This window comes from Mongoliitalea lutea, assembly GCF_014652135.1.
Taxonomy (GTDB): domain Bacteria; phylum Bacteroidota; class Bacteroidia; order Cytophagales; family Cyclobacteriaceae; genus Mongoliitalea; species Mongoliitalea lutea.
Genome location: NZ_BMYF01000017.1, coordinates 1 through 21487 on the forward strand (window position 1 = coordinate 1; position 21487 = coordinate 21487).

16 protein-coding genes are annotated in these 21487 nt (G+C 41.1%); 5 read left to right on the top strand and 11 right to left on the bottom strand.

Annotation, left to right across the window (positions count from 1 at the left end; genetic code table 11):
• Positions 1-141 precede the first annotated feature (141 nt).
• The gene (locus tag IE080_RS13285) at positions 142-3288 is read right to left on the bottom strand and encodes a PKD domain-containing protein (protein ID WP_189583417.1); all 3147 of its coding nucleotides are present in this window, start codon (positions 3286-3288) and stop codon (positions 142-144) included.
• 497 nt (positions 3289-3785) lie between these two features.
• Positions 3786-4931: an MFS transporter gene (locus IE080_RS13290; RefSeq protein ID WP_189583421.1), complete on the bottom strand. Its 1146-nt coding sequence runs from the start codon at positions 4929-4931 to the stop codon at positions 3786-3788.
• Between the two features lie 69 nt (positions 4932-5000).
• Between IE080_RS13290 and IE080_RS13295 the strand changes: the two genes are divergently transcribed.
• A complete protein-coding gene (locus IE080_RS13295) occupies positions 5001-5546 on the top strand; it encodes a cupin domain-containing protein (RefSeq protein WP_189583424.1) in 546 nt (181 codons plus the stop codon).
• 180 nt (positions 5547-5726) lie between these two features.
• Here the strand turns inward: IE080_RS13295 and IE080_RS13300 are convergent, their stop codons facing one another.
• From IE080_RS13300 to trxA, 5 genes are all read right to left on the bottom strand, one after another.
• A complete protein-coding gene (locus tag IE080_RS13300; protein ID WP_189583426.1) occupies positions 5727-6215 on the bottom strand; it encodes a DUF6691 family protein in 489 nt (162 codons plus the stop codon).
• A 13-nt stretch (positions 6216-6228) separates the two neighbouring features.
• On the bottom strand, positions 6229-6810 hold the full coding sequence (locus tag IE080_RS13305) for a YeeE/YedE family protein (protein WP_189583429.1): 582 nt from the start codon (positions 6808-6810) through the stop codon (positions 6229-6231).
• A gap of 214 nt (positions 6811-7024) precedes the next feature.
• Positions 7025-8407, bottom strand: coding sequence for a hypothetical protein (locus tag IE080_RS13310; RefSeq protein WP_189583432.1), 1383 nt, complete (start codon positions 8405-8407; stop codon positions 7025-7027).
• Between the two features lie 136 nt (positions 8408-8543).
• Positions 8544-9965: an MBL fold metallo-hydrolase gene (locus IE080_RS13315; protein WP_189583435.1), complete on the bottom strand. Its 1422-nt coding sequence runs from the start codon at positions 9963-9965 to the stop codon at positions 8544-8546.
• A gap of 88 nt (positions 9966-10053) precedes the next feature.
• Positions 10054-10374, bottom strand: coding sequence for a thioredoxin (gene trxA, locus IE080_RS13320; protein WP_189583438.1), 321 nt, complete (start codon positions 10372-10374; stop codon positions 10054-10056).
• A 152-nt stretch (positions 10375-10526) separates the two neighbouring features.
• Between trxA and IE080_RS13325 the strand changes: the two genes are divergently transcribed.
• A complete protein-coding gene (locus IE080_RS13325) occupies positions 10527-13508 on the top strand; it encodes a glycosyltransferase family 117 protein (protein ID WP_189583440.1) in 2982 nt (993 codons plus the stop codon).
• Positions 13509-13613: 105 nt separating this feature from the next.
• On the opposite strand, the gene IE080_RS13330 is transcribed toward IE080_RS13325, so the two are convergent.
• Entirely contained in the window at positions 13614-14393 is a 780-nt protein-coding gene (locus tag IE080_RS13330; RefSeq protein ID WP_189583443.1) for a class I SAM-dependent methyltransferase, read from the bottom strand.
• A gap of 113 nt (positions 14394-14506) precedes the next feature.
• On the opposite strand from IE080_RS13330, the gene IE080_RS13335 reads away from it, so the two are divergent.
• Genes IE080_RS13335 through rlmB form a run of 3 tightly spaced genes read left to right on the top strand, consistent with a single transcriptional unit; the run spans position 14507 to position 17312 of the window.
• Complete coding sequence (locus IE080_RS13335) at positions 14507-15283, top strand: hypothetical protein (protein ID WP_189583446.1); 777 nt, start codon at positions 14507-14509, stop codon at positions 15281-15283.
• Between the two features lie 26 nt (positions 15284-15309).
• Entirely contained in the window at positions 15310-16557 is a 1248-nt protein-coding gene (locus IE080_RS13340) for a GWxTD domain-containing protein (protein ID WP_189583449.1), read from the top strand.
• On the top strand, positions 16530-17312 hold the full coding sequence (gene rlmB, locus IE080_RS13345; RefSeq protein ID WP_189583452.1) for a 23S rRNA (guanosine(2251)-2'-O)-methyltransferase RlmB: 783 nt from the start codon (positions 16530-16532) through the stop codon (positions 17310-17312). Before IE080_RS13340 ends, rlmB begins: the two co-directional genes overlap by 28 nt.
• Positions 17313-18132: 820 nt before the next feature.
• Here rlmB and IE080_RS13350 read toward each other — a convergent pair.
• Genes IE080_RS13350 through IE080_RS13360 form a run of 3 tightly spaced genes read right to left on the bottom strand, consistent with a single transcriptional unit; the run spans position 18133 to position 21377 of the window.
• On the bottom strand, positions 18133-19194 hold the full coding sequence (locus tag IE080_RS13350) for an ABC transporter ATP-binding protein (protein WP_189583455.1): 1062 nt from the start codon (positions 19192-19194) through the stop codon (positions 18133-18135).
• A 12-nt stretch (positions 19195-19206) separates the two neighbouring features.
• Positions 19207-20235 (bottom strand): iron chelate uptake ABC transporter family permease subunit, encoded by a 1029-nt coding sequence (locus IE080_RS13355; protein ID WP_189583458.1) that lies wholly within the window; start codon positions 20233-20235, stop codon positions 19207-19209.
• Complete coding sequence (locus IE080_RS13360; RefSeq protein WP_229800636.1) at positions 20232-21377, bottom strand: ABC transporter substrate-binding protein; 1146 nt, start codon at positions 21375-21377, stop codon at positions 20232-20234. The genes IE080_RS13355 and IE080_RS13360 overlap by 4 nt, the downstream gene beginning before the upstream one ends.
• Positions 21378-21487 lie beyond the last annotated feature (110 nt).

A 21487-nucleotide genomic window follows, 5' to 3' on the forward strand; every position in this document is an offset into this window, starting at 1 on the left:
TATCCCTAGAAGAAGTTATTGGCCCCTAAAAGGGGTGGTCAACATCATCGGAAAAAAGTGGTCAGCATCACCGGAACAGGTGGTCAAGATGGATCGGAATATACAATCAGCAACATCATCTCTGTAATTAGTAATTGGAATCTACCTAATTTTAGTGAAGGAGCCAAGAATAGAATCTCTTTCCATTTGACCATTTAGTTGGAATTCGTAGTCAAAACGGTAAGCATACGTTCCTATCGGGGTTGATTCCCCCTGAAACATCCCATCCCAAGCACCATTGCCTTGAAAAATAAGCTGACCCCATTTATTAAATATACTGAGAACATAGTGAATATTACCACAATTACTTACGGGGCCAAAACTCCCTTCCGATGGATCAAAACCTGTAGGAATTCTAATTGCCGGAGTTGCTTCAGTGACCATAATGTTTCCCACATTGACACAACCCTCTGCGTCTGTGATAATAACCTCATAAACGCCTGTTCCAACTTGTTCGATTTCTTGCGTCATTTGCCCATCACTCCATAGAAAGGTGAATGGCCCTGTTCCTCCGATCAAATCGGCTCTAAGCACTCCATTGTTTTCACCTGGACAAGGATTTTGAATTGTTTCAATTAAAACCTCCAAAGGTTCTGGAGAGTCAACAAAAACGGTAGTACTGATTTGACAATCATTTGCATCAAACACAGAAAGAGTATAGCTACCTGACTCTAAATCCTCTAATATGATCAAATCATCAATTGTTTCAGCTCCTTCCATATCTATACTATAGGGTGCAACACCCCCAATTACGCTAAGCAACACTCTCCCATCGGCATTTCCGAAACAGCTAACATTTTCAACGTCTATGGTCAAAAATTCTAGTAAACTTGATTCTGCTATTACTAAGTCTTCCAACTGTATCTCACATAACTGGCTATCTCTTATAATGACACTATACGAGCCAACGGAGAGATTTTCTGCAATAGTATTATTCAAACCCGGATCATGTGACCAAATAAATTGATAAGGTGGAATTCCACCCTGCACTGCAACTTCCAGTTTACCATCAGATAATCCATTACAGCTCACTTCTTTCAATTCTGATACAACTGCTTCAAAGCCAGAATTAATAGCTACTGTTAAGGCTGGTGAAACGCCTTCACACAAATCGTCTAATAAACTGAATTCCTTATAGAAAATTGACCCAAACTCTTCTGATTCATCCCACTGCACCTCTACTTCAGGATTGCCATTTTCGCCAATAAGCATCCCTCCCACTACTTCCCATTCATAAAACCTAGATGCCTGAGGATTTGCAACTTGATAGATAAATGTTTCAGATGTATTGCAGACAAATTCAACTCCTTCTGGTAATAAAGGCTCAATTTCTTGATTAATGACGACTACCAATGCTACTGGAGTACCTTTGCATCCATTATTCCCGATAGGAATACCTATGATTTTTGCGTTGGCATTTGGTTCATTCCATTGTACGGTCACCATGCTGTCTTCTTGATTAAGAATAACTCCTCCTTCCACAAGCCAATCTACCGCTGCAACGGAACCAAAAGCTGTAAAAACATAATCAAAAATATCCACCTGTGGACAGGCCTGCTGTGGACCTGTAACTTCCCCTCCAATATCTTCCACCTCCACTTCAAAATAATGCACTTCTGTTTCATCACAACCTGTATCATTTTCTGAAGCATATATTTTTACCTCATATAGACCAGGTTCTGAAAAGGTATGCACCACATTTTCTCCTGATTTGGGGGCAGTACCATCACCAAAGTCCCATGTAAAAAAGGTAAAATCAGAGTTAGATGTTGAAATACTCCAATTTCCCTCTTGGTTCAAGCAAGCAACTCTTGGATTTCCAGTTGTCAAGTCATCAAAAGTAGAGATTATCTCATAACTTGAATTATTGAACTCTTGGCCAAAACTTAAGGCATAAGAAGCAGAGGCGCCTACAGCATAAAAGTAACCCATAAAACCACCTGCGTTAGTCAGTTCATGTACTCCAGGATTGAGGTTAATTTGTGCATACGAAAAGTCAGGATTATTATTTATAGGCATAAATTGATTTCCAACATTTTCACCATTGACCTGCATTTGACCAACATCAGAAGTAGCTACTACAATTTGAGCAAAATGCCTACTTGTATTGAAAACACGATGTGCTAGAAATTTAAGGTTAGTGTACGCTTCTTCGAAAGGGCGATAATTCACCATTTGAGGATTCCCGTAATTTGCAACGTTAGGTGGCGACTGTACTGAGTTTTCATCCAAAATCAAGCAAGAATATGATTTCCCAAATCCAAAAACAGCAATAGGGTTATTACTTGAAAAATGTAAGGCTGTTCCATCCGGCACATCCAAAGTAAAAAACTCACCAGAGTTTATGGTTGTCAAAAGGTCATTCCCAGAATAAATCTCAGTATTATCGAATGCAGCTACAAACTTAACTAGTTCTCCCAATTGTCGATCCCGCAATGGAATATGAAAAAATTCTCTACCCCAACTTGATACAGGTTCATTTTGATTAAAAATATGAGAAGAAGAAAATGGACCACATTCAGGATCTCCTATATCAGCAAATTTATTACCTGAAAATACTGCTATTCTAGCACAATTCCCATTTGAATTTAAGACGCTTACTCTCGTACCTGTCAAATCATCTCTTGCCTTAAATTGGTAAGTCTCACCTTTATTTAATGTAATAGTGAACGAATCTAGGGAATTGAATACGGGAACAGAAGGACTAATTTCTATTTGCGTGTTATCTTCAGTTGCGACAATAAGAACTTGGCTTTCATTATTGGATTGTCGAGTATCCAAACGAATACCTCTAGTTTGGTTTTCAAAATGAGAAGCAATAAAATAATTATCACCAAGTTTTTCAAATGGTAAAACCAGCGTCCCATCGAATGACCCAGGCTTTGCATTTATAGCATAAACAGAAATTTCTCCTTCCGAATATATGTAAACGCTTTTATTCTCAATAATATTATTGGTCTCTATCACCATAGTTGATATTAGCTCATGCTCAAATATCTCTCCTTGATTCAAGGCAAAATCTATGGACTGCCCATTATATTCTATTGAACCAATAACATCATTTTCCATTGCTGTAATCACTAGAGTTGGTACAATGGGCTCTCCGATGAATAGGTTATCCATAAATCCAAGGTAAAAACTTTGGACTTCTTTGACTCTATCCAGGTCTTGTGATCGAACTTCTGAGAATGGCAGTACCAATAAACAACAAGTCAAAAGTAAGATGATATTTCTGAGTGAATTTTTCATTCATTGAGTTGAGTATTCAAAAAAAATAACTAAAGACTCTTCTAAAGTATCATAAAATATTTAATTATCCCATGATTTGATCAACTATCTGAATACATACTCACGTAAATTCACTCTGCGGATTTAAAAAAGCTGAAAAAGTGACTGAATTTATTCAATTGAGGGTTTGTGGGCAGCCCATTGATATGTGTGTCACCTATTGAGAACTTTTCTACATTCGTGAGAATCATTTTTACGGTACCATCAGCCTCTACACTATTGATGCGCATCAATCTCTTCGATGGAGTGATTACCTGAATTTTTAAAAGCAAAAGACACTAAATCAATAAAAACCTTCATAAACTGGCTTCGGCTCCGCTCAGCCACCAAATACTGTAGATGTACCAAGTACCATGTACCAAGTACCAAGTACCAAGTAGGGAATCAGATAGTAAATACATGAATAAAAAGTCTACCACTAACAAAACTGTTGAAAGTGGACTGTTGACCTCCGACCACTACTCACTAAACACCCCAAGCCTCACCGAAGAAAGCCCCACAATCCCCAATCCTGCCAAAGCGACTAAGGTAAATGAAGTCTTCAAACTCGAGAGTTCGGCGATGTAACCGATCACCGGTGGACCAATCAAAAAGCCAAAAAATGAAATCGTCGATACCATCGCCAAAGCAACCCCCGGACTGTACAACTTGGACCTACCGGCTGTGCTGTAGGCGATAGGGACGATGGCCGCTACTCCAAAACCTACCAACAAAAATCCAATCGTGGCCACTACTGGTATTGGGAACAAAACCGACACGATCAAGCCCGAAAAAATCAAGCCTCCACTGATGCGGATTAATGGCAGTCTGCCAATCTTATTGATAATGCGGTCTGTGATAAAGCGTCCCGAAGCCATCGCACCCATAAACGACACATAACCCAAAGCGACCAAACCTTCTTCAATTTGTACCACTTTTTTGAAATACACACCCGACCAATCAAACATACAGCCCTCGGCCATCATCCCCAAAAATGCAATACCACCCACACGCAACAACAAACCATCGGGCTTTTTAAGCACTAAACCTCCTCCACCTCCCCCATTTTGCAAATCACTGCGGATAAAGCCTTGAGCCAAAAGCAATACGATTACCACAATGACAGAGATAAAGAGGTAATGAAATCCTGGCAGTACATTCAAATATATCATCAAGGCGCCAATACCTGCACCTGTAAAACCTGCCAAACTCCATAAGCCATGAAAAGAGGCCAAAATACTTTTCCCATATTCATCTTCTAATCCAAGTGCTTGGGTGTTAAGTGAGATATTCATCATATTTCCAATCATGCCATAGATCATCACCACAGGCACGAGTATCCATACACTGGGACTGAAACCAATCAGTGGTAAAAACACCAAATACCCTACCCCACTCATCAAAATTACTATTCTGCTCCCAAATCGGTGCACCAAAAATCCTGCCGCCGGCAAGGCAACCAAAGAACCCACAGGTAAACCCAATAATAGCGTTCCTAGTTGGGCTTCTGAAAGCTGAAATTTCAACTGTATATCTGGAATCCTCGACGCCCAAGAGGCGAAACATAAGCCTGCGAGAAAGAATAAACTTCCCAAGGCCAAGCGTCTTTTCTGTAAAATCGTCATTAATAGGTTTGATAAGGGCCTCAACTAAAACTTGACTAATTGCCTTCACTTTCTTATACTTGGCAAATTATGAAAAGAACAATAGTCAATCCACTTTACAAAGATACAGTTACTTTCACCCAAATGAGCGAAGAAACGGGTGGAAAAATCACAGAACTTGAGTTAACCTTAAGCCCAAAGGGAGGAAATCCCCCGCATCACCACACGAGTTTTGAGGAAACATTCACCGCAGTCAAGGGTAATCTAGGCTTACAACTGCAGGATCGAAAAGTAATTCTAAAACCCGGGGAAAGCTATACCGTCAAGCGCATGGAAATTCATGGTTTCTTCAACCCCAGTGAGACCGACTCTATAGAATTCAATATCAAAATCACCCCAGGACATACCGGATTTGAACAGTCACTCCGAATCATGTATGGGTTAGCCCAAGATGGTCAAACCCTCAAAAATGGCATTCCAAAGGACTTAGGAGTGGCGTTCTGGTTAGGCGAACTCAATGACTCTAAGGTAGAAGGGCTACTCTTTAAACTACTGAAACCACTCGGTAGCTACCTCGCAAAAAAAGTTAGGACAAAAGGCATCGACCAAGAATTAATCAAGAAATACTGTGTTTAACAAACAAAACAAAACACCAGCGGTTTCTATCCCATAACATTAAACTTATGGAATTTATAATCGCTGGTGCTGTCATTCTGATAGCCATATTGATGATCAGAGTAATCATCAAAAGAGTGTTTCATTAAGCTATCACATTCTCTAAATATCTCAAGAAACCGTTGGGACGGTTAATGATTTTTAGTTTGGCAATTTGTCTGCAAAGCGTCCGTACACCCAAGTACCTGCTATGGCAGACACTAAGGTCACTAAAATCACCGTAAACCCACTACCAATCTGTGCAAACAAAGGTCCTGGGCAAGCACCTGTCAGAGCCCAACCCAAACCAAAGATGAATCCACCGATGATTTGTCCTTTTCGGAATTCTTTCGTTGGGATGACAATTTTCTCACCATTCAAGGTTTTTACATTGAATTTCTTGATCAATTGGATGGAAATCACACCCACGGCAATGGCCGAACCAATCACACCATACATGTAAAAGGACTGTAATCGGAACATCTCCTGAATTCTAAACCAAGATACGATTTCACCTTTTACAAAGATGATCCCGAAAAGCATCCCTACGATCAAGTACTTCACCAATCCCAAGCCGTTTTCATTAACCTCTTTATGGTTTGGAGTACCACAATCCTTAGGCGTTTCTATTTTTTTATCTACTGCGTTCATGTTCGTTCTTTAATTAAAATCCTACTAACTTCATCAAGGGTCCTAACAACACATGTGTCATCAAGAAACCACCTACCATAAAGAAGATGGTAGCGACTACTGATGGCCACTGTAAGGAAGAAATCCCCATAATCGCATGACCGGAAGTACATCCACCTGCGTAACGGGTTCCGAAACCCACCATAAATCCACCAATAACGAAGAATAATAATCCTTTCGCTGTGAATAGATTTTCCCAGTTGAAGATTTCTGCTGGTAGAAGTTTAGAGTAGTCTGTGATACCCAATGCAGCCAAATCCTGCTGCGTAGATTCTGCTACTACGATCGTATCAGGGTTAGCTAAGAGATTAGCAGCAATAAAACCACCGATCAATACGCCCACCACAAACATGATGTTCCAAAGTTCTTTTCTCCAATTGTACTGGAAGAAAGGAATGTTTGCAGGCACGCACATCGCACATACGTGTCTCAAAGAGGAAGAAATCCCAAAAGATTTGTTTCCGATGATCAACAGTGTTGGCACTGTCAATCCGATCAAAGGTCCCGCCACCCACCAAGGCCACGGTTGTGTAATCCAGGCAATAAATTGTTCCATTTTTTATTTTAGATTTTAGATTTATTTCAGTTCAATGTTTTTTATTCAATTCTCCTCGAGGATTGCAAATCCTCATTTATCTGCTGACCGAGATTACAAATCCCGCACAGCCGTTTTTAGATTTTAGATCTAAGATTTCAGATATGATTCAAAATGTTCACCACATCTTTGTTTCTTGATTCTTGCTTCTTGTCTCTAAACTCTCGCTTCTCATTCAAAACCTATAGTCCATCACCAAATTAATATTCCACATATCTACCCTGTTGATGCGTTGATTTTCTGTGAGCACCGATCGGTCTTTGGCGGTTTTGTTGACGAGGAGGAAGTTAAGGTTTAATCCTTCCAGGTAATCTTTGAAGCGGTATTCTACACCTCCGATGAAGTGATAATATGAAGGCAGTCCGTATTTATTGGAAGCATAACTGTCAATTTTTGAATGATTGACCAAACCTGCCCCAAACTGTGTAAATACATTGGGTAAAGGGGTCACCCAATCGTAGCGAACAGTCACTGCATTCATATCTCCTGCCCCTTCATATCGCTCCCGGGGAAGACTGGCATAAAGAATTTCTCTACCCCATTCCCGTGGAAATAAGAATCTTCCTTTATCAGCAATCCACAAGTAATTTACTGAAATGTTGTGAGTATCGTAGAAGAAGCCAAGTTTCCCTCCCAAACCCAAAGCCCGTTCATCGGGTAGCATGTAGGTGAAGTCTGGGTCTGGATTACCTCCATCATTCAAAGCAAACTGATAAAACCCTTGTAATCCTCCATAGAAGCGGGTCCTTCCTACATTTAGGTTGTAATCGGCCTGGGCAAAGGTCATATTAAACATGTTTTCTGCCGTGTAGTTCCAAAACTGACCGGTAAATCCATCTTTGTAATGCTGCACCCCCAGTAAGCCAATACCTTTGGAACTGATTTTTCCCTTATAATTGGACGGTTGACCGAAAGGATTTCTTCCGAAAGGATACACCCCTACAGAGTTTTCCACTGAATACCAATCCACTGTCCCACGAATGGTCATGGAATTGATCCACATAGCCGTCCACTTGGTACTCACACCCGAATAAACCATGGAAAGTCCACCGAAAACGTTTGGCCGCATGCGGTTATCTTGCTCGTTTAAAAGGGGAGAAGACACTTTTTGCCTTCCTAATGTGAATTTTAATCGGTTTCTGCGGTAAGCAATAAACAACTCTTCCAATCGATCCAATTTATTGGTGTTGGTAAGATCGTTCATGTCATACAACAAGAGTTCGTATCGGTTGACACCACCTGTAATCGGGTCAGCTATCCGCACATTTTGCTCAAACACCTGGAAGGTAAAGAAACCATTGAAGCGTAACTGAAAACCTTTCCACTCGGGACTGGTATAGCCTACACCTGCACCTGTTGCCAGTGTGGAATAGTTGAGTAAATCCCCTGCATTGATGGTACTCATAAAGAAACTCCGGGCATGAAAATCAAATTCTCCTTTTTTCAGGTCTTCGCCCAACTTGCCACGTACACGTACTGTATCCTGCACATCTCCTGCCCAAAGGTCAGCAGTAGCAGTTATCATTAGTAATACAAATACAAGCAAAGTTCTAAGCATACTCAAAATTCAGGTTTCTCACCTTCGAAAAAGGTGACATTTATCACTTTATTGGTTTTGAAAGTAAAATGGGACTGCCCTTAGTCAGGAACAGTCCCATTGGGAGAGAAATTCTCTCTAGTTAGTTTAGTTGATTTTACAATAAAGTAGAAGGACAAACGTAGTCACTTACATTGAACAAGGCAGAATCTTTGATGGAATCAAAACCTCCCTTGATGTCAATAAGATTTTCGTAGCCTCTTGCTCTCAAGATAGACACAAAAGCCATGGAACGGTATCCACCAGCACAGTGTACATAATACGTCTTATTTTTGTCCACCTTGGTCATACTGTCATTGATATAGTCCAATGGCGCATTGATGGAATCGAGTACATGCTCAGAAGTATGTTCACTGGCTTTTCTTACATCCAGGATATTTACCGCACCTTCTTTATCAATGATGTTTGAAAGTTCTTCGGCAGAAACAGATAGAATAGTGTCTACTTCTCTACCATCTGCTCTCCAAGACTCAAATCCACCTTTCAAATATCCGATAGAATAATCGTATCCTACACGAGCCAATCGGGTAATTATTTCTTCTTCTCTTCCTTCGTCAGCTACTACTAGAATTTCTTGTTTCACATCAGGAATCAAAGTACCTACCCACACGGCAAAGCTTCCGTCGATACCGATGTTGATGGAGTTTGGAACAAATCCTTTAGCAAACACTTGCGCTTCTCTGGTATCCAATACCACCGCACCTGTTTCATTGGCAGCAGCTTCAAATGCAGCTGGACTCAATGGATTGAAACCTCTGTTCAATACCTCATCAATGGAGTCATATCCTTGGATATTCATCATTACGTTTTGAGGGAAATATGCAGGAGGAGGTGTCAAACCTGTGATGACTTCCTTGATAAACTCCTCTTTAGTCATTTCCTGCAAAGCATAATTGGTCTTCTTCTGATTTCCTAATGTGTCGGAAGTCTCTTTGCTCATTTTTTTACCACAAGCAGAACCTGCACCATGTGCTGGATAGACAATGATGTCATCTGCCAAAGGCATGATTTTTTCTCTCAAAGAATCATACAAGTGTGCAGCCAATTTTTCCTGTGTTAAATCCGCAATTACTTTCTGCGCTAAGTCAGGACGGCCTACATCACCGATAAACAAGGTATCGCCTGTGAAGATAGCCTCTTCTTTGCCTTCTTCATTGATCAACAAAAAGCAAGAGCTCTCCATAGTATGACCAGGAGTATGTATTACTTTAATCTTGATATCTCCCAATTCAAAGATTTGATTGTCTTCTGCAATGATGGCATCAAAGCCCATTTGCATACCTGTAGGTCCAAAGACAATTGAAGCCCCTGATTTGGCAGCTAGGTCTTTGTGACCGGACACGAAATCAGCATGGAAGTGTGTTTCAAAAACGTACTTAATTTTTGCACCGTTTGCTTCGGCTTTGTCCAAATATGGTTGAACTTCTCTCAAAGGATCAATGATAGCGGCTTCGCCATTTGACTCGATATAGTAAGCTCCTTGAGCTAAACATCCGGTGTAAATTTGTTCTAGAATCATAGTGCTATAGTTTTTATTTTCAGGTTATTGATTGTGTAAAATTAGGGAAGATGAGATTGTCAAAAAATGACTTTTATCACATTCCAATTTATGCTTTGACTGTAACATTATCTTCGATTACTTTTACTAATTGATGGGCAGGCACTACCCCAGATTGCCTCCACAACACTTTACCTCCTTGAAAAAGAATCAAGGTAGGCACTCCTCTTACTTGAAAGCTGCTGGAGGCATACGGATTCTTGTCCACATCTACTTTGACGATTTTCACTTTATCACCCAACTGACGGGCAGTATCTTGGAGGATCGGTTGCATCATTTGACAAGGACCACACCAAGTAGCGAAAAAGTCTACTAATACCGGTTGATCGGAGTTGATTAGTTCGTTGAATGTCATTGGTTTTGCGCTCATGGTTGTCTTATTTTTAATTTTGATACAACAAAGATAAAACCACTTGCGTAGCCCTTACAGTAATGTTTATCACAAATCCTTAAAAGCTGTTAAAAGTCATTTAATTATAGATTAATTCCTTATTTTCGCCCGACACAATTATTTCCATACGCATGCTTGAATATAAAAAGGTCAATAATCTGACCGGTTGGTTGGTATTTTTGATTGCCACCACTGTGTATATCCTTACTGTGGAACAGACTGCTAGCTTCTGGGATCCAGGAGAATTCATAGCAGTTTCCTATAAACTCCAAGTACCTCACCCTCCCGGCGCACCTTTCTTCTTGTTAGTGTATCGGATGTTTGCCTTTCTTGCCATGGGCAATGAATTGGCAGTTGCTTATTGGATGAATATTGGTTCAGCGCTCTTCTCAGGCCTGACAATTTTATTCTTATTTTGGTCCATCACCCTTTTTGGTAGAAAAATCTTCCAAATCAAAGCAGGTGAAGAAAGCAAAGGCCAAATTTTCAGTTTGATGGGTGCAGGAATCGTAGGTTCTCTTGCCTACACGTTCTCGGATAGCTTCTGGTTTTCAGCGGTAGAAGCAGAAGTTTATGCTATGTCTTCCTTCTTTACGTCCATTGTGATTTGGGCATTTTTGAAATGGGACACACTGACCGACCCAAAAGAAGAAAACAAATGGTTGATCTTTATCGCCTACTTAGTTGGTCTTTCCATAGGTGTTCACTTGCTTAACTTGGTGACATTGCCTGCCTTGGCTCTGATCTATTACTTCAAGAAATACCCTAATCCAAACTTGAAAGGCGCGATTATCTCCTTATTCTTGGGTGGAGTTGCTTTGATTGCTATTAATAACATCATCATTCCTGGCTTGCCAAGTATTGCAGGATCTATTGAAATTTTCTTTGTCAATAGCATTGGATTGCCATTCGGATCGGGAATCGTCGTATTTTCAGCCCTATTTATAGGAAGTTTAATCTATGGGATTCTGTATTCCATCAAAAAGCAGAAAGTTATCCTTAACACCATCCTGCTTTCTTTAACCTTTATTTTGATTGGCTATGGTTCTTATGCCTTGATCATCATTCGGGCCAATCAAAACCCAGTCATCAATGAAAATGCTCCAAAGGACATCATCAGCTATATCTCTTATTTGAAGCGTGAACAATACGGTTACAGACCCTTACTACACGGACAATACTTCGATGCTGAATTGGTAGACCAAGTAGAAGGTTCTCCTATCTATTTAAAGACTCCAAACGGATACGAGATTGTAGACTATAACAATGTCAACAAATATGACCCTGAGCGCACTACGATCTTACCAAGAATCTATTCTACTCAGGACCGTCACAAACAGATCTACCGCTCCAAATTAGGGTTGCGGGAAGGTGAGAAACCAACCTTCGGAGACAACCTATATTTCATGTTTTCCCATCAATTGGGTCACATGTATTGGCGTTACTTCATGTGGAATTTCTCTGGAAGAGAAAGTGATTTCTCGGATGCTCCTTGGATTGGCATTACCGATTTCTTCTCAGACAAATTCCCCAACTACATCAAAGAAAACAAGGCACACAATAACTACTTGATGTTGCCACTGATTTTGGGAATTATTGGCTTGCTTTTCCAAGCCAAAAGAGATAGCAAATCATTCTATGTAAACGCCATGCTCTTCCTGATGATGGGTGTGGTGCTGGTATTGTACTTGAATTCCCCACCCGTGGAACCACGGGAGCGGGATTACATTTATGTAGGTTCTTTCTACGCCTTCGCCATTTGGATAGGCCTGAGTGTGTTGGCTATCGTAGATGTCTTAGGTAAATTTAACAAGAATTTGGTCGCTTCGGCTGTCATTGCGACAGCGATTACCTTGCCTGTACCATTCTTGATGGCGCAGCAAAACTGGGATGACCACAACAGAAAGGGAAGATACCTTTCTGTGGATTCAGCACGTAATTTCCTCGCTTCTTGCGCCCCAAATGCCATTTTGTTTACTGGTGGAGATAATGATACTTTCCCACTATGGTATGTACAAGAAGTGGAAGGTTTCCGTACGGATGTTCGAGTGGTAGTGTTGAGTTATTTCGATACAGATTGGTACATGGAGCAAATGACCAGAAAAGTAAACGAATCCGACCCATTACCTTTCTCTTTGACTTACGACAATTACAAAAAGGGCACCAATGATGTTTTGTACGTCTATGAACGTGAAGGTCTGGATGCCATTTCTGCCCGAGAATACTTGCGATTACTCAAAAATAACAGTGATTTATTGAAATTAGGTACTGGTGGACGCATGACCTACAACATGGTTCCTTCCCGTAACCTGATTTTGGATGTAGATATTGAAAAAGTTTACAATAGTGGCATCATCCCTGAGGAATTGGAGTATTTGATGGTAGATCAAATGAATCTACGTGTCAAAGGAAATTACCTGACCAAAGGAAACATGATGTTGATCGACCTGATCACAACCAACAACTGGGAAAGACCGATCTACTTCAACAATACGTCCATGGCGACGATTACCTTGGATTTGGAAGACTATGTAGTAATGGAAGGATTGACTTACCGACTGTTGCCTGTCAGAAAACCCATGGGCATGCGTACCGAAATGGTCAATACCGATGTAGCCTACACCAATGTCATGGAGAAATTTGCACTTCGTGGCATGAATGATCCAAGCAATTACTTCGATGATGAATTCCGACGATTCACATCTAACCACCGATCTGCCATCAACTCCATCGCAATCGCCTTATTAGATGAAGATGATTTGGAGCGTGCGGCGGATATCCTGAAATTTAGCTTGGAGAAAATGCCTCATGAAGCCATTCCTTACGATTTGGCTAGTGGGCAAATGGTTCCATTATTGTTTGAGGTAGGGGAAGATGATTTGGCTTTGGATATTGTGGAAAAAGTATCCGTACGATCCATTGAAATGATTGATTTCTATCAGCGCACAGGAAGAGACTATGACCGTGACGCTCTGATATCTATTGAGATGCTTAAATTCTTTGTTCCGTTACTGGAAGAAAGAGGCTATACAGAGCTTTCCAGTCAGCTCAAAAAAGACTTGGAACGATTCCTGGGCCCCAGTAGCGGTGGTTCCTTGATCAACCCAAGATAACAAATGTTTGGTTTATCTATTTGAAAAAATCCGGCTCAATCGAGACCGGATTTTTTTTATTCATGCGAGAGCTTTCATGAAAGGAATCCCTACTCACCTTTAGATTCATGCTTTTTTATGTAAAATGTAAAACAGGTCAAGCCCTTTTTCTGCATGATCCTCCACAAGGTAATCCTCATGCGAAATATCGGTAACTGCCTGTCCTTTTTGCTGATGCAGTTTATTGCGATTCAATCTATTCAATACCTCATACGGCCAACGCAGGACAGCGGCAGGAAGTCTGTGCTGCAAGTTGAAAATATCAAAACGCATGATTTTATTAACAGAAATACGATTAGCCTCGTGGTAATCCCAAACCTTGGTATTTCCCCCAATCCCTTTGCATACTACTGAATCAAAGACTTTTTCACACAAGGATTTCAATTGATCCACTGTATACTCCCGTACATGCCAAGGATTTCTGGATAAGGTATGACGAATATTTGGAGTCGAAATCACCGCAACTCCTCCCGGCTTCAATACCCGATAGATTTCCTCTAAAAACAGCCGATCATTTTCTATATGTTCAATCACCTGAAAACTCACAATAGAATCAAAAGACTCACTTTCCAAGCCTTTGAAGGGAGGAATGACTGCTTGTTGGAACTGCACATTCGGGTATTTTTGAGTAAGTGTATCAATTACTTCCTGGATTTTGTCAATCCCCAAATAATCCTCCACCAAAGGCATCAATACTTCCACACCCCTTCCTTCTCCACAGCCCACTTCCAATAATTTCCCTTTTACAAAGGGTTTAGCAGCAATGTAAGCTTTCAACAATCGTTGATGAATAGGGTTATCACTACTAATTTTATCAGAAGCTATTTCAGTTGTATAGGTAGCCATCTAAATTTTATTTATTTTGTCACAAATATGGGAATAATATTTGAGTGTGATAAATTGAACAATCTCCAAGATATATGTTTTGATAATCGAATTTAACTTTAACTACTTCATTAATGAACCGAATAGCTTTGTTTAATCTTGCATTAATTGGATTTCTGGCCAGCTATACCTTCTTGCTAAGCTCATGTGGTGAAAAAGAAAGTCCAACTCCTCAGCTTCAAACAGTCACATTCAGTATTAAGAGCTTTGACTTTCAAATGCCTACTCCAGCTGATGGACGATTATCGGCAGTAAGTTTTTGGAACCATATTTTTAAAAATGAGGCAGTTCTTGAAATCATAAATTTAGAAACCCAGCAACAAACAAAAGTCACTTACAACCCCAATAATTTTTCAGAAGCATTTTCAGTATCTCTACCTACTGGTAATTATCGTTATAAGTCTATTGTTGAGGGAGGAGTTTTTGAAAGTTTTTTACCTTTTTTTGTGGAAGGGGAATTTTCAGTAACTAATCAGACAACAGATGTAATTTTGGAAGCCGACACAGATTATGGACTAATCACACTAAAAAACAACTTTGTAAAATCGGCAACTATTTCTGCCAGCACCGCCCCTACAAAAGATTTAACATTAAGTCCAGACCAACAATATAGATACACGTATATTAAATCAGGTACTCAAGCAAGTCTAAAGATTATAGATTCTATTTTTGAAAATGAACTAAGCAGAACCATAGACGTAGTCAAAAAAAGACACATTAATTTCATCTTGGAAAGAAGTAATGGTGGCATTAATGTTCTTGATTTGATTATCGGTCCGTTTGAATATGAAGAAGTAATTCTACCTATTGGAGAAAGAAGAATAAATATGACTTCGGACGAACTCAAGTAACATAATTTATAGTTAAACAAGTACTGATGCGAAAGCGAAAAAATCAACGAATATCAATAGTTCTTATATGTTTGATTTTCTCCATGGGTTTCAATAGCCAATTATGGGCCCAACAAACTTTGGAGAATCTTAATCAGGCATTACGATACTCACGCTACTCGCGGGTATCTCCTAAAATCATTCCATTGAAAACTGGTGAGCGGTCTTTTTTACTTCAAATGCCTATTGAAAAAATTGAAGAAGGCATTGAAAATGGCATTTACCGATTTGCTTACGCAGTGGTCAGCAGTTTTCAGGAACCACTTTCGGCTGACAAATGGACGGAACTTCAGGATGTAGATATCCGCAGAGAGACAGATTACCATTTCTACTTTGAAAGAGAGGTCACTATCCCTTTGGAACAGGAAATGGCTTTTGCTGTCCTTCGAGTGACCGACACCCGGCAAGGAGATGAGTACTACTATCACACAGACCTCATCAGTCCATTTATTTTTGATTTCCCTCAGTTTTGGGGATACTATAGTGATGGAATTCCTTTTGACCAAACTTTCCTGACAATGACTGAACCGCTGGAGTTCAGAAGCAGGGGAACGATTGGCATTCATCATTTTCATTATCCTACGGTCTTTGATGTTCCCTTACCTCCCATGGAGATTCGCCCCGCTGCTGTCCCAAGAGAATTGACAGTGAATTATGAGGGCGAGTTTTTAACCAATATCCCTCAGTCCTTTGATCAGTTGGGCTATTATTTCCTACAAACAGATACTACTTCCGCCTCCGGCATGTTGATCCGATCGACCCACGATGCTTTTCCAAAAGTCAAAACCTACGAGGAAATGGTAGAAATGGTCGCTTATATCAGTACCCGAAGAGAACACGAATCTCTGAAGGAAGCAGAAGACAAAAAGCAGGCTTTGGACCTCTATTGGTTTAACTTGACCAAAGAAGAAGAAGCTTCCAGAAAAATAATCCGGGAATATTTCAAGCAAATTGAATTTGCCAATATCCTGTTTACTGACTTCAAAGAAGGCTGGAAAACTGATAGAGGTATGGTCTACACCGTGATGGGACCTCCCAATGAGGTGGTTTTCCGCCTGAACGGGGAGGTGTGGTCGTATTTGCCGGAGAACTCAAATTCGAAAATAACCTTTACCTTTGCACGCGTCAAAAATATTTTGACACCCAATTATTACGTACTCAACCGCTCAAGAGCATTACAGCCGGAGTGGTTTAAAAGCATCACACAATGGAGAAACGCACAGATGGCTTTCTAATCAATAAAGGCGAACAAGAAAAGGATTTCATTTTTGGTACCCGCGCAGTCATGGAAGCAATCCATGCGCAAAAGGATATTGATAAAATTTTACTGGACAAGGATGTCAACAATGAACTGACCAAAGAACTGCTTGCCCTAGCAAAAGCCGAGCGCATTCCTGTGGTGCGTGTTCCCGATGCCAAACTCAACCGCATCACCCGCAAAAACCATCAAGGAGTGATCGCTCACATGTCTGCCATTCAGTACGCTTCATTGGATAATGTCATTGAAACATGTTTTTCTTCTGGTATTGCTCCTTTGATTCTTGTGTTGGATAGAATCACTGATGTACGAAATTTTGGCGCTATCGCTCGGACAGCAGAATGTGCTGGCGTACATGCCATCGTTATCCCTGAAAAAGGTGCGGCCCAAATCAACTCCGATGCTGTGAAAACATCCGCAGGTGCTTTGAATCACTTACCTATTTGTAGAGTAAAAAACCTGTACTACACGGTGAAAGACCTTCAAAAAATGGGCTTACAGGTCGTGGCAGTCTCCGAAAAAGCAGAAAAAATGATGTACGAAGCCGACTTCAGCATCCCAACAGCCTTGATCATGGGTTCAGAAGAAGACGGTATCTCCTCCGAATTGATGGGCCTCAGCAATGACTTCATCAAAATCCCCATGAAAGGCAACATCGAAAGCTTAAACGTATCCGTATCCGCAGGAGTGGTGATCTACGAAGCAATCAGACAGAGAGGGAGTGGACAGTGAGAAGTGAAAAGTGAGCAGTTGGCAGTGAGCAGTAAGCAGTGAACAGTGGAACAGTGGAATAGTGAGCAGTGAATAGTTCGATTGTCCTTGGGAACCTGTGGGGGTGGGTACAAAATGTTAATTGTTAAGTGTTAAGATGTGGTTCAGGAGTATTTGTCCCAGGCATAAGTCAAACTTACAGTTTTGTGGGTTTTAACCCACGACTGCTATTGAATTTTGAAACGAAATTTAATCTTATTTCCAAAGAATACACCTATCAATAGCCGTGGCTTTTAAGCCCCGGCATTGGAGAAGGAATGAAAAGTGAGCAGTGAACAGTGAGGATAATTTAGAATGAGGAATGAAGAATTACGGTAATGAAGTTCAGGCACTCGTGTGTGAGTTTTAACCCACGAGTTGAATTGAATTTCTGGATAGTAATCTTCCTAACTTCGAGAAAGAATACACCTATCAATAGCCGTGGCTTTTAAGCCCCGGCATTGGAGAAGGAATGAAAAGTGAGCAGTGAACAGTGAGACGATTTTCCTTGTGAACCTGCGTGGTGGTTGCAAAATGTTAAGTGTTAAGATGTGGTTCAAGACTTTCGTTAGTGATCTATAGAAAATCCAAGCAATTATTTCTCGCTAAGCCCACCACGGTCTTGCGCGACGAAAGCAAAAGCAACTATACTCGCTAGATTGAAAGTTATTCCAAAAATTCATCATTCAACGTTCGACATTCATCATTCGACATTTCCTCCAAATGTTAGGAATGACGGTTGATGCCAAAATCGTCAAATTTCTTCATTCATTCTATAAATCCGCTTCTCTAGCAAAAGCCTTTACCTACCTATTTTTCTGCGGCTTCTGTGTATATTGGGAGATTCATCCTTCATCCTTCCTCTCTCATCCTTTCCACACCAATCCAACACTTCCCCAATCTCATCAAAGCCCCTCATTACCTTCCCTTCTTCTTTCCACAAAAATCCTTGCTCGGTAGCTTCTATTGTCACGCCAATAGGGAATTTCAATCCATTCTTCACCAAGGCATGCGCAAGCCATTGGGCTTTGGTGGGGTTTCCTTGGATGGGGAAATCTTCCGCCGGTGATTGCAGTTTGACTTTTCCTTTGGCTGCATCAAAAAATAACTCTTTTCCAGGCAGCAATTGATTGATGGCTCCTGAACAAACCAAGTCCTCCGGCAAACCTGTTCTCAAGGGTTCTCCACAGGTCATCAGCCAAAACTGATCGGCCGTCTCCAAAGCAATTTCCAAATCATGGGTTACAATCAAAATCGCTTTCTTACTTTCCTTGGCAATCTTGCGGAGTAAAAACATAATTTCAAAGCGATTCACCAAATCCAAATGCGCCGTAGGTTCATCCAAAATCAAGATTCCCGCATCTTGGGCAATAGCTCTTGCAATCATCACCTTTTGGAGCTGACCATCACTGAGCTCAGCGATTAATGAGCCACGTAAGTAGCCAATATGTGTTTGCGCAATAGCTTCATCCACTTTTGCTTGATCTTCCCCACTCATCTTCCCAAGCCAATTGGTATGCGGCGTTCGCCCCAAAGCAATCAAGTCCTCCACCGTCAACTGTGCTCCACCAATTTTATCCGTCAACACTACGGCCAACTCCTTAGCCAAAGCATCCGACCGATAATATTGAATCAGCTGATTTTTTAAGCGAACCTCACCTTCCAAAACTGGTAATCTCCCCATGATGGTTTTGATCAAGGTAGACTTCCCTACGCCATTAGGCCCTAATAGACAGGTAAGTTCTCCGTCTTTTAAATCAAAGTTTAACCCATCTGCGATCAGCTTCGGAGCACCTTTTTTCACATGGTATCCGATACTGAGATTTCTGGCTTGAAGTAGGGATGTTGATTGTGATGGATTCATAGCTGAATGTACTTAAAATTCCTTACTGAAGTTTCTACGCATAATCAACCAAATCACCATAGGCGCACCAATCAAGGAAGTGACCGCATTAATCGGCAAAGTCTGAACCGAACCGGGCAATTGCGCAAGGGTGTCGCAAAATAACAGCACCCCCATGCCAATCAATGCTGATGCAGGAAGCAAAACCTTATGGTCTGAGGTACGGAACAGCAATCGCGCCATATGTGGAACAGCAATTCCAATAAAGGCAATCGGCCCACAAAAAGCAGTTGCCGAGCCTGCCAAAATCCCTGTACTCACAATCATCGCCCAACGGAGGTTGTTGACATTCACGCCCATACTACTAGCGTAATTTTCACCTAAAAGCATGGCGTTATAGGACTTCAACATAGCCAAAACCGGTATCAAACCGACCACAATGGCCAAGATAAACCCAATTAATTGCTCACTTTGCGTACTTCCCAAACTACCCATGGACCAAATGGTAAACATTTTCAATTGTTCAGCATCTGCAAAAAAGGCCAAAACAGCTATTAGCGCCGAAACTGCCGACCCAAACATCAACCCTACAATCAATAAAGTCATGCTATCCCGGACTTTCCATGCTGTCAAACTCATCAATAACAAGACTAAAACAGCCCCTGCCGAAGCTGCAATAATGGTCGCCCACATACCCACAGCATAGCCCGAAAAACCAATTATTGAACCTGCCAATACCAGCAAGGCCACACCTAAGCCTGCTCCCGAACTAATCCCTAGCACATAGGGGCCAGCCAAGGGATTTCTGAAAAACGTCTGCATTTGTAAGCCCGCTATGGACAAAGCTGTACCTACCAATAGTGCCGTAACTGCCTTCGGAATGCGATAATCCATCACGATGGTCTCCCATGAGGCTTTGCTAAAACTCCCTCCAAAAAACCTTCCAAAAATCTCCTCAACCGGTATCGCAACCGACCCTGAGGAAATATTGAGCACAAACAATACTACACAGGCAATACTAATACCCAGCAAAAGAAGGCTATGTCGGGAATTGTTACTCATTCAATTTTTTGGTAAAAATACATGGATTCATCCGGGAAAAGTTCCGGATAAAAAATCATCATCAAATCTTTTACTATCAAATCAGGACGCAAATAACCCAATTCGAAATATTCCAAGCCACCTGTTTCTCCTTTTTTCTGGGTGTAGGTATAAATGTTTCCGTTTTTCCAAGCATCAAAGGCACGGTACCTCGGTTCAGCTTCACCCATCGCTTGTAAGCTTGGAAAATCAGCCGCTCCAATCCAGAATGTTGCTTCTTGTCCTCGATCCAGTACCACTTCATAACTCAATTGACTGCTACCAAACCCTTTTTGATCTTGAAAAAGATAGTCCCCCCCTGCCTCTGCCAATAAACGGGCTCCCCAAGAATCTGCCCCCGGCATGTACCAAATATCTTTATACATCACCCCGGAAAGTACCGTAGGCTTCGAAAGCTCCTGGGTTTTCAGTAAATCCAAGGTTTTCAGATACCTTTGCTCTATTTCCTCAAATACAGCAACTGCCTCATCCCACTTCCCTACAAGCACACCTGTAAATTTTATCCATTCAGCCCTTCCCAAAGGATGCTGTTCCACATATTCTCCATTGATAACCGCTGAAACTCCCCCCTTTTTCAAAATTCCCAAATAGCTCAAATCTTCTCCCAAGGTAGATACCATCATCCAGTCAGGGGCTATTTCCAAAACTCGCTCGATATTGGCACTTGGCGCATTACCTAAATCCTTGACTAGCCCCTTGGTAATCCGAGTTCTTGTGGATACGGAAGAAATCAAGTCCAAGTTGGGAAAGCCAACCAACAAATCCGTGGCACCTAAGTAGTCTAAATGCGGCACTTGCGTCGTGGAGGTTAAAATAACCTCAGAGACAGGCAATTGGATCACCGCATCAAACCCTTTCGCATCAAGAGAGCTGTTACTTTCCTCTTCCAATATCAGATAGCTAAAAGATTCCTTTGCCCCAGGAAATGCTTGAGTCACCGTCACCACCCAAAAACCCTCACCCTTCTCCACTTGGAATCCTTCCGCGTAAGACAGCGGTAATCTTTCCAATTCCAAGGATTCAATGGACTCCTTGGTTGCACATCCAACCAATAGGAACAAAAGCATCCCGAAGCAAAGAAAAATTGCTTTAAACACACGCATAAGAATCATCTGTTGAATCCCCAAATATAGGAATCTCCCATGCAATCCAACCTTTTTTAAAAATTTCAACAAAATATCCTTTGGAAATTTGAATTTGTCAACGCTTTGCC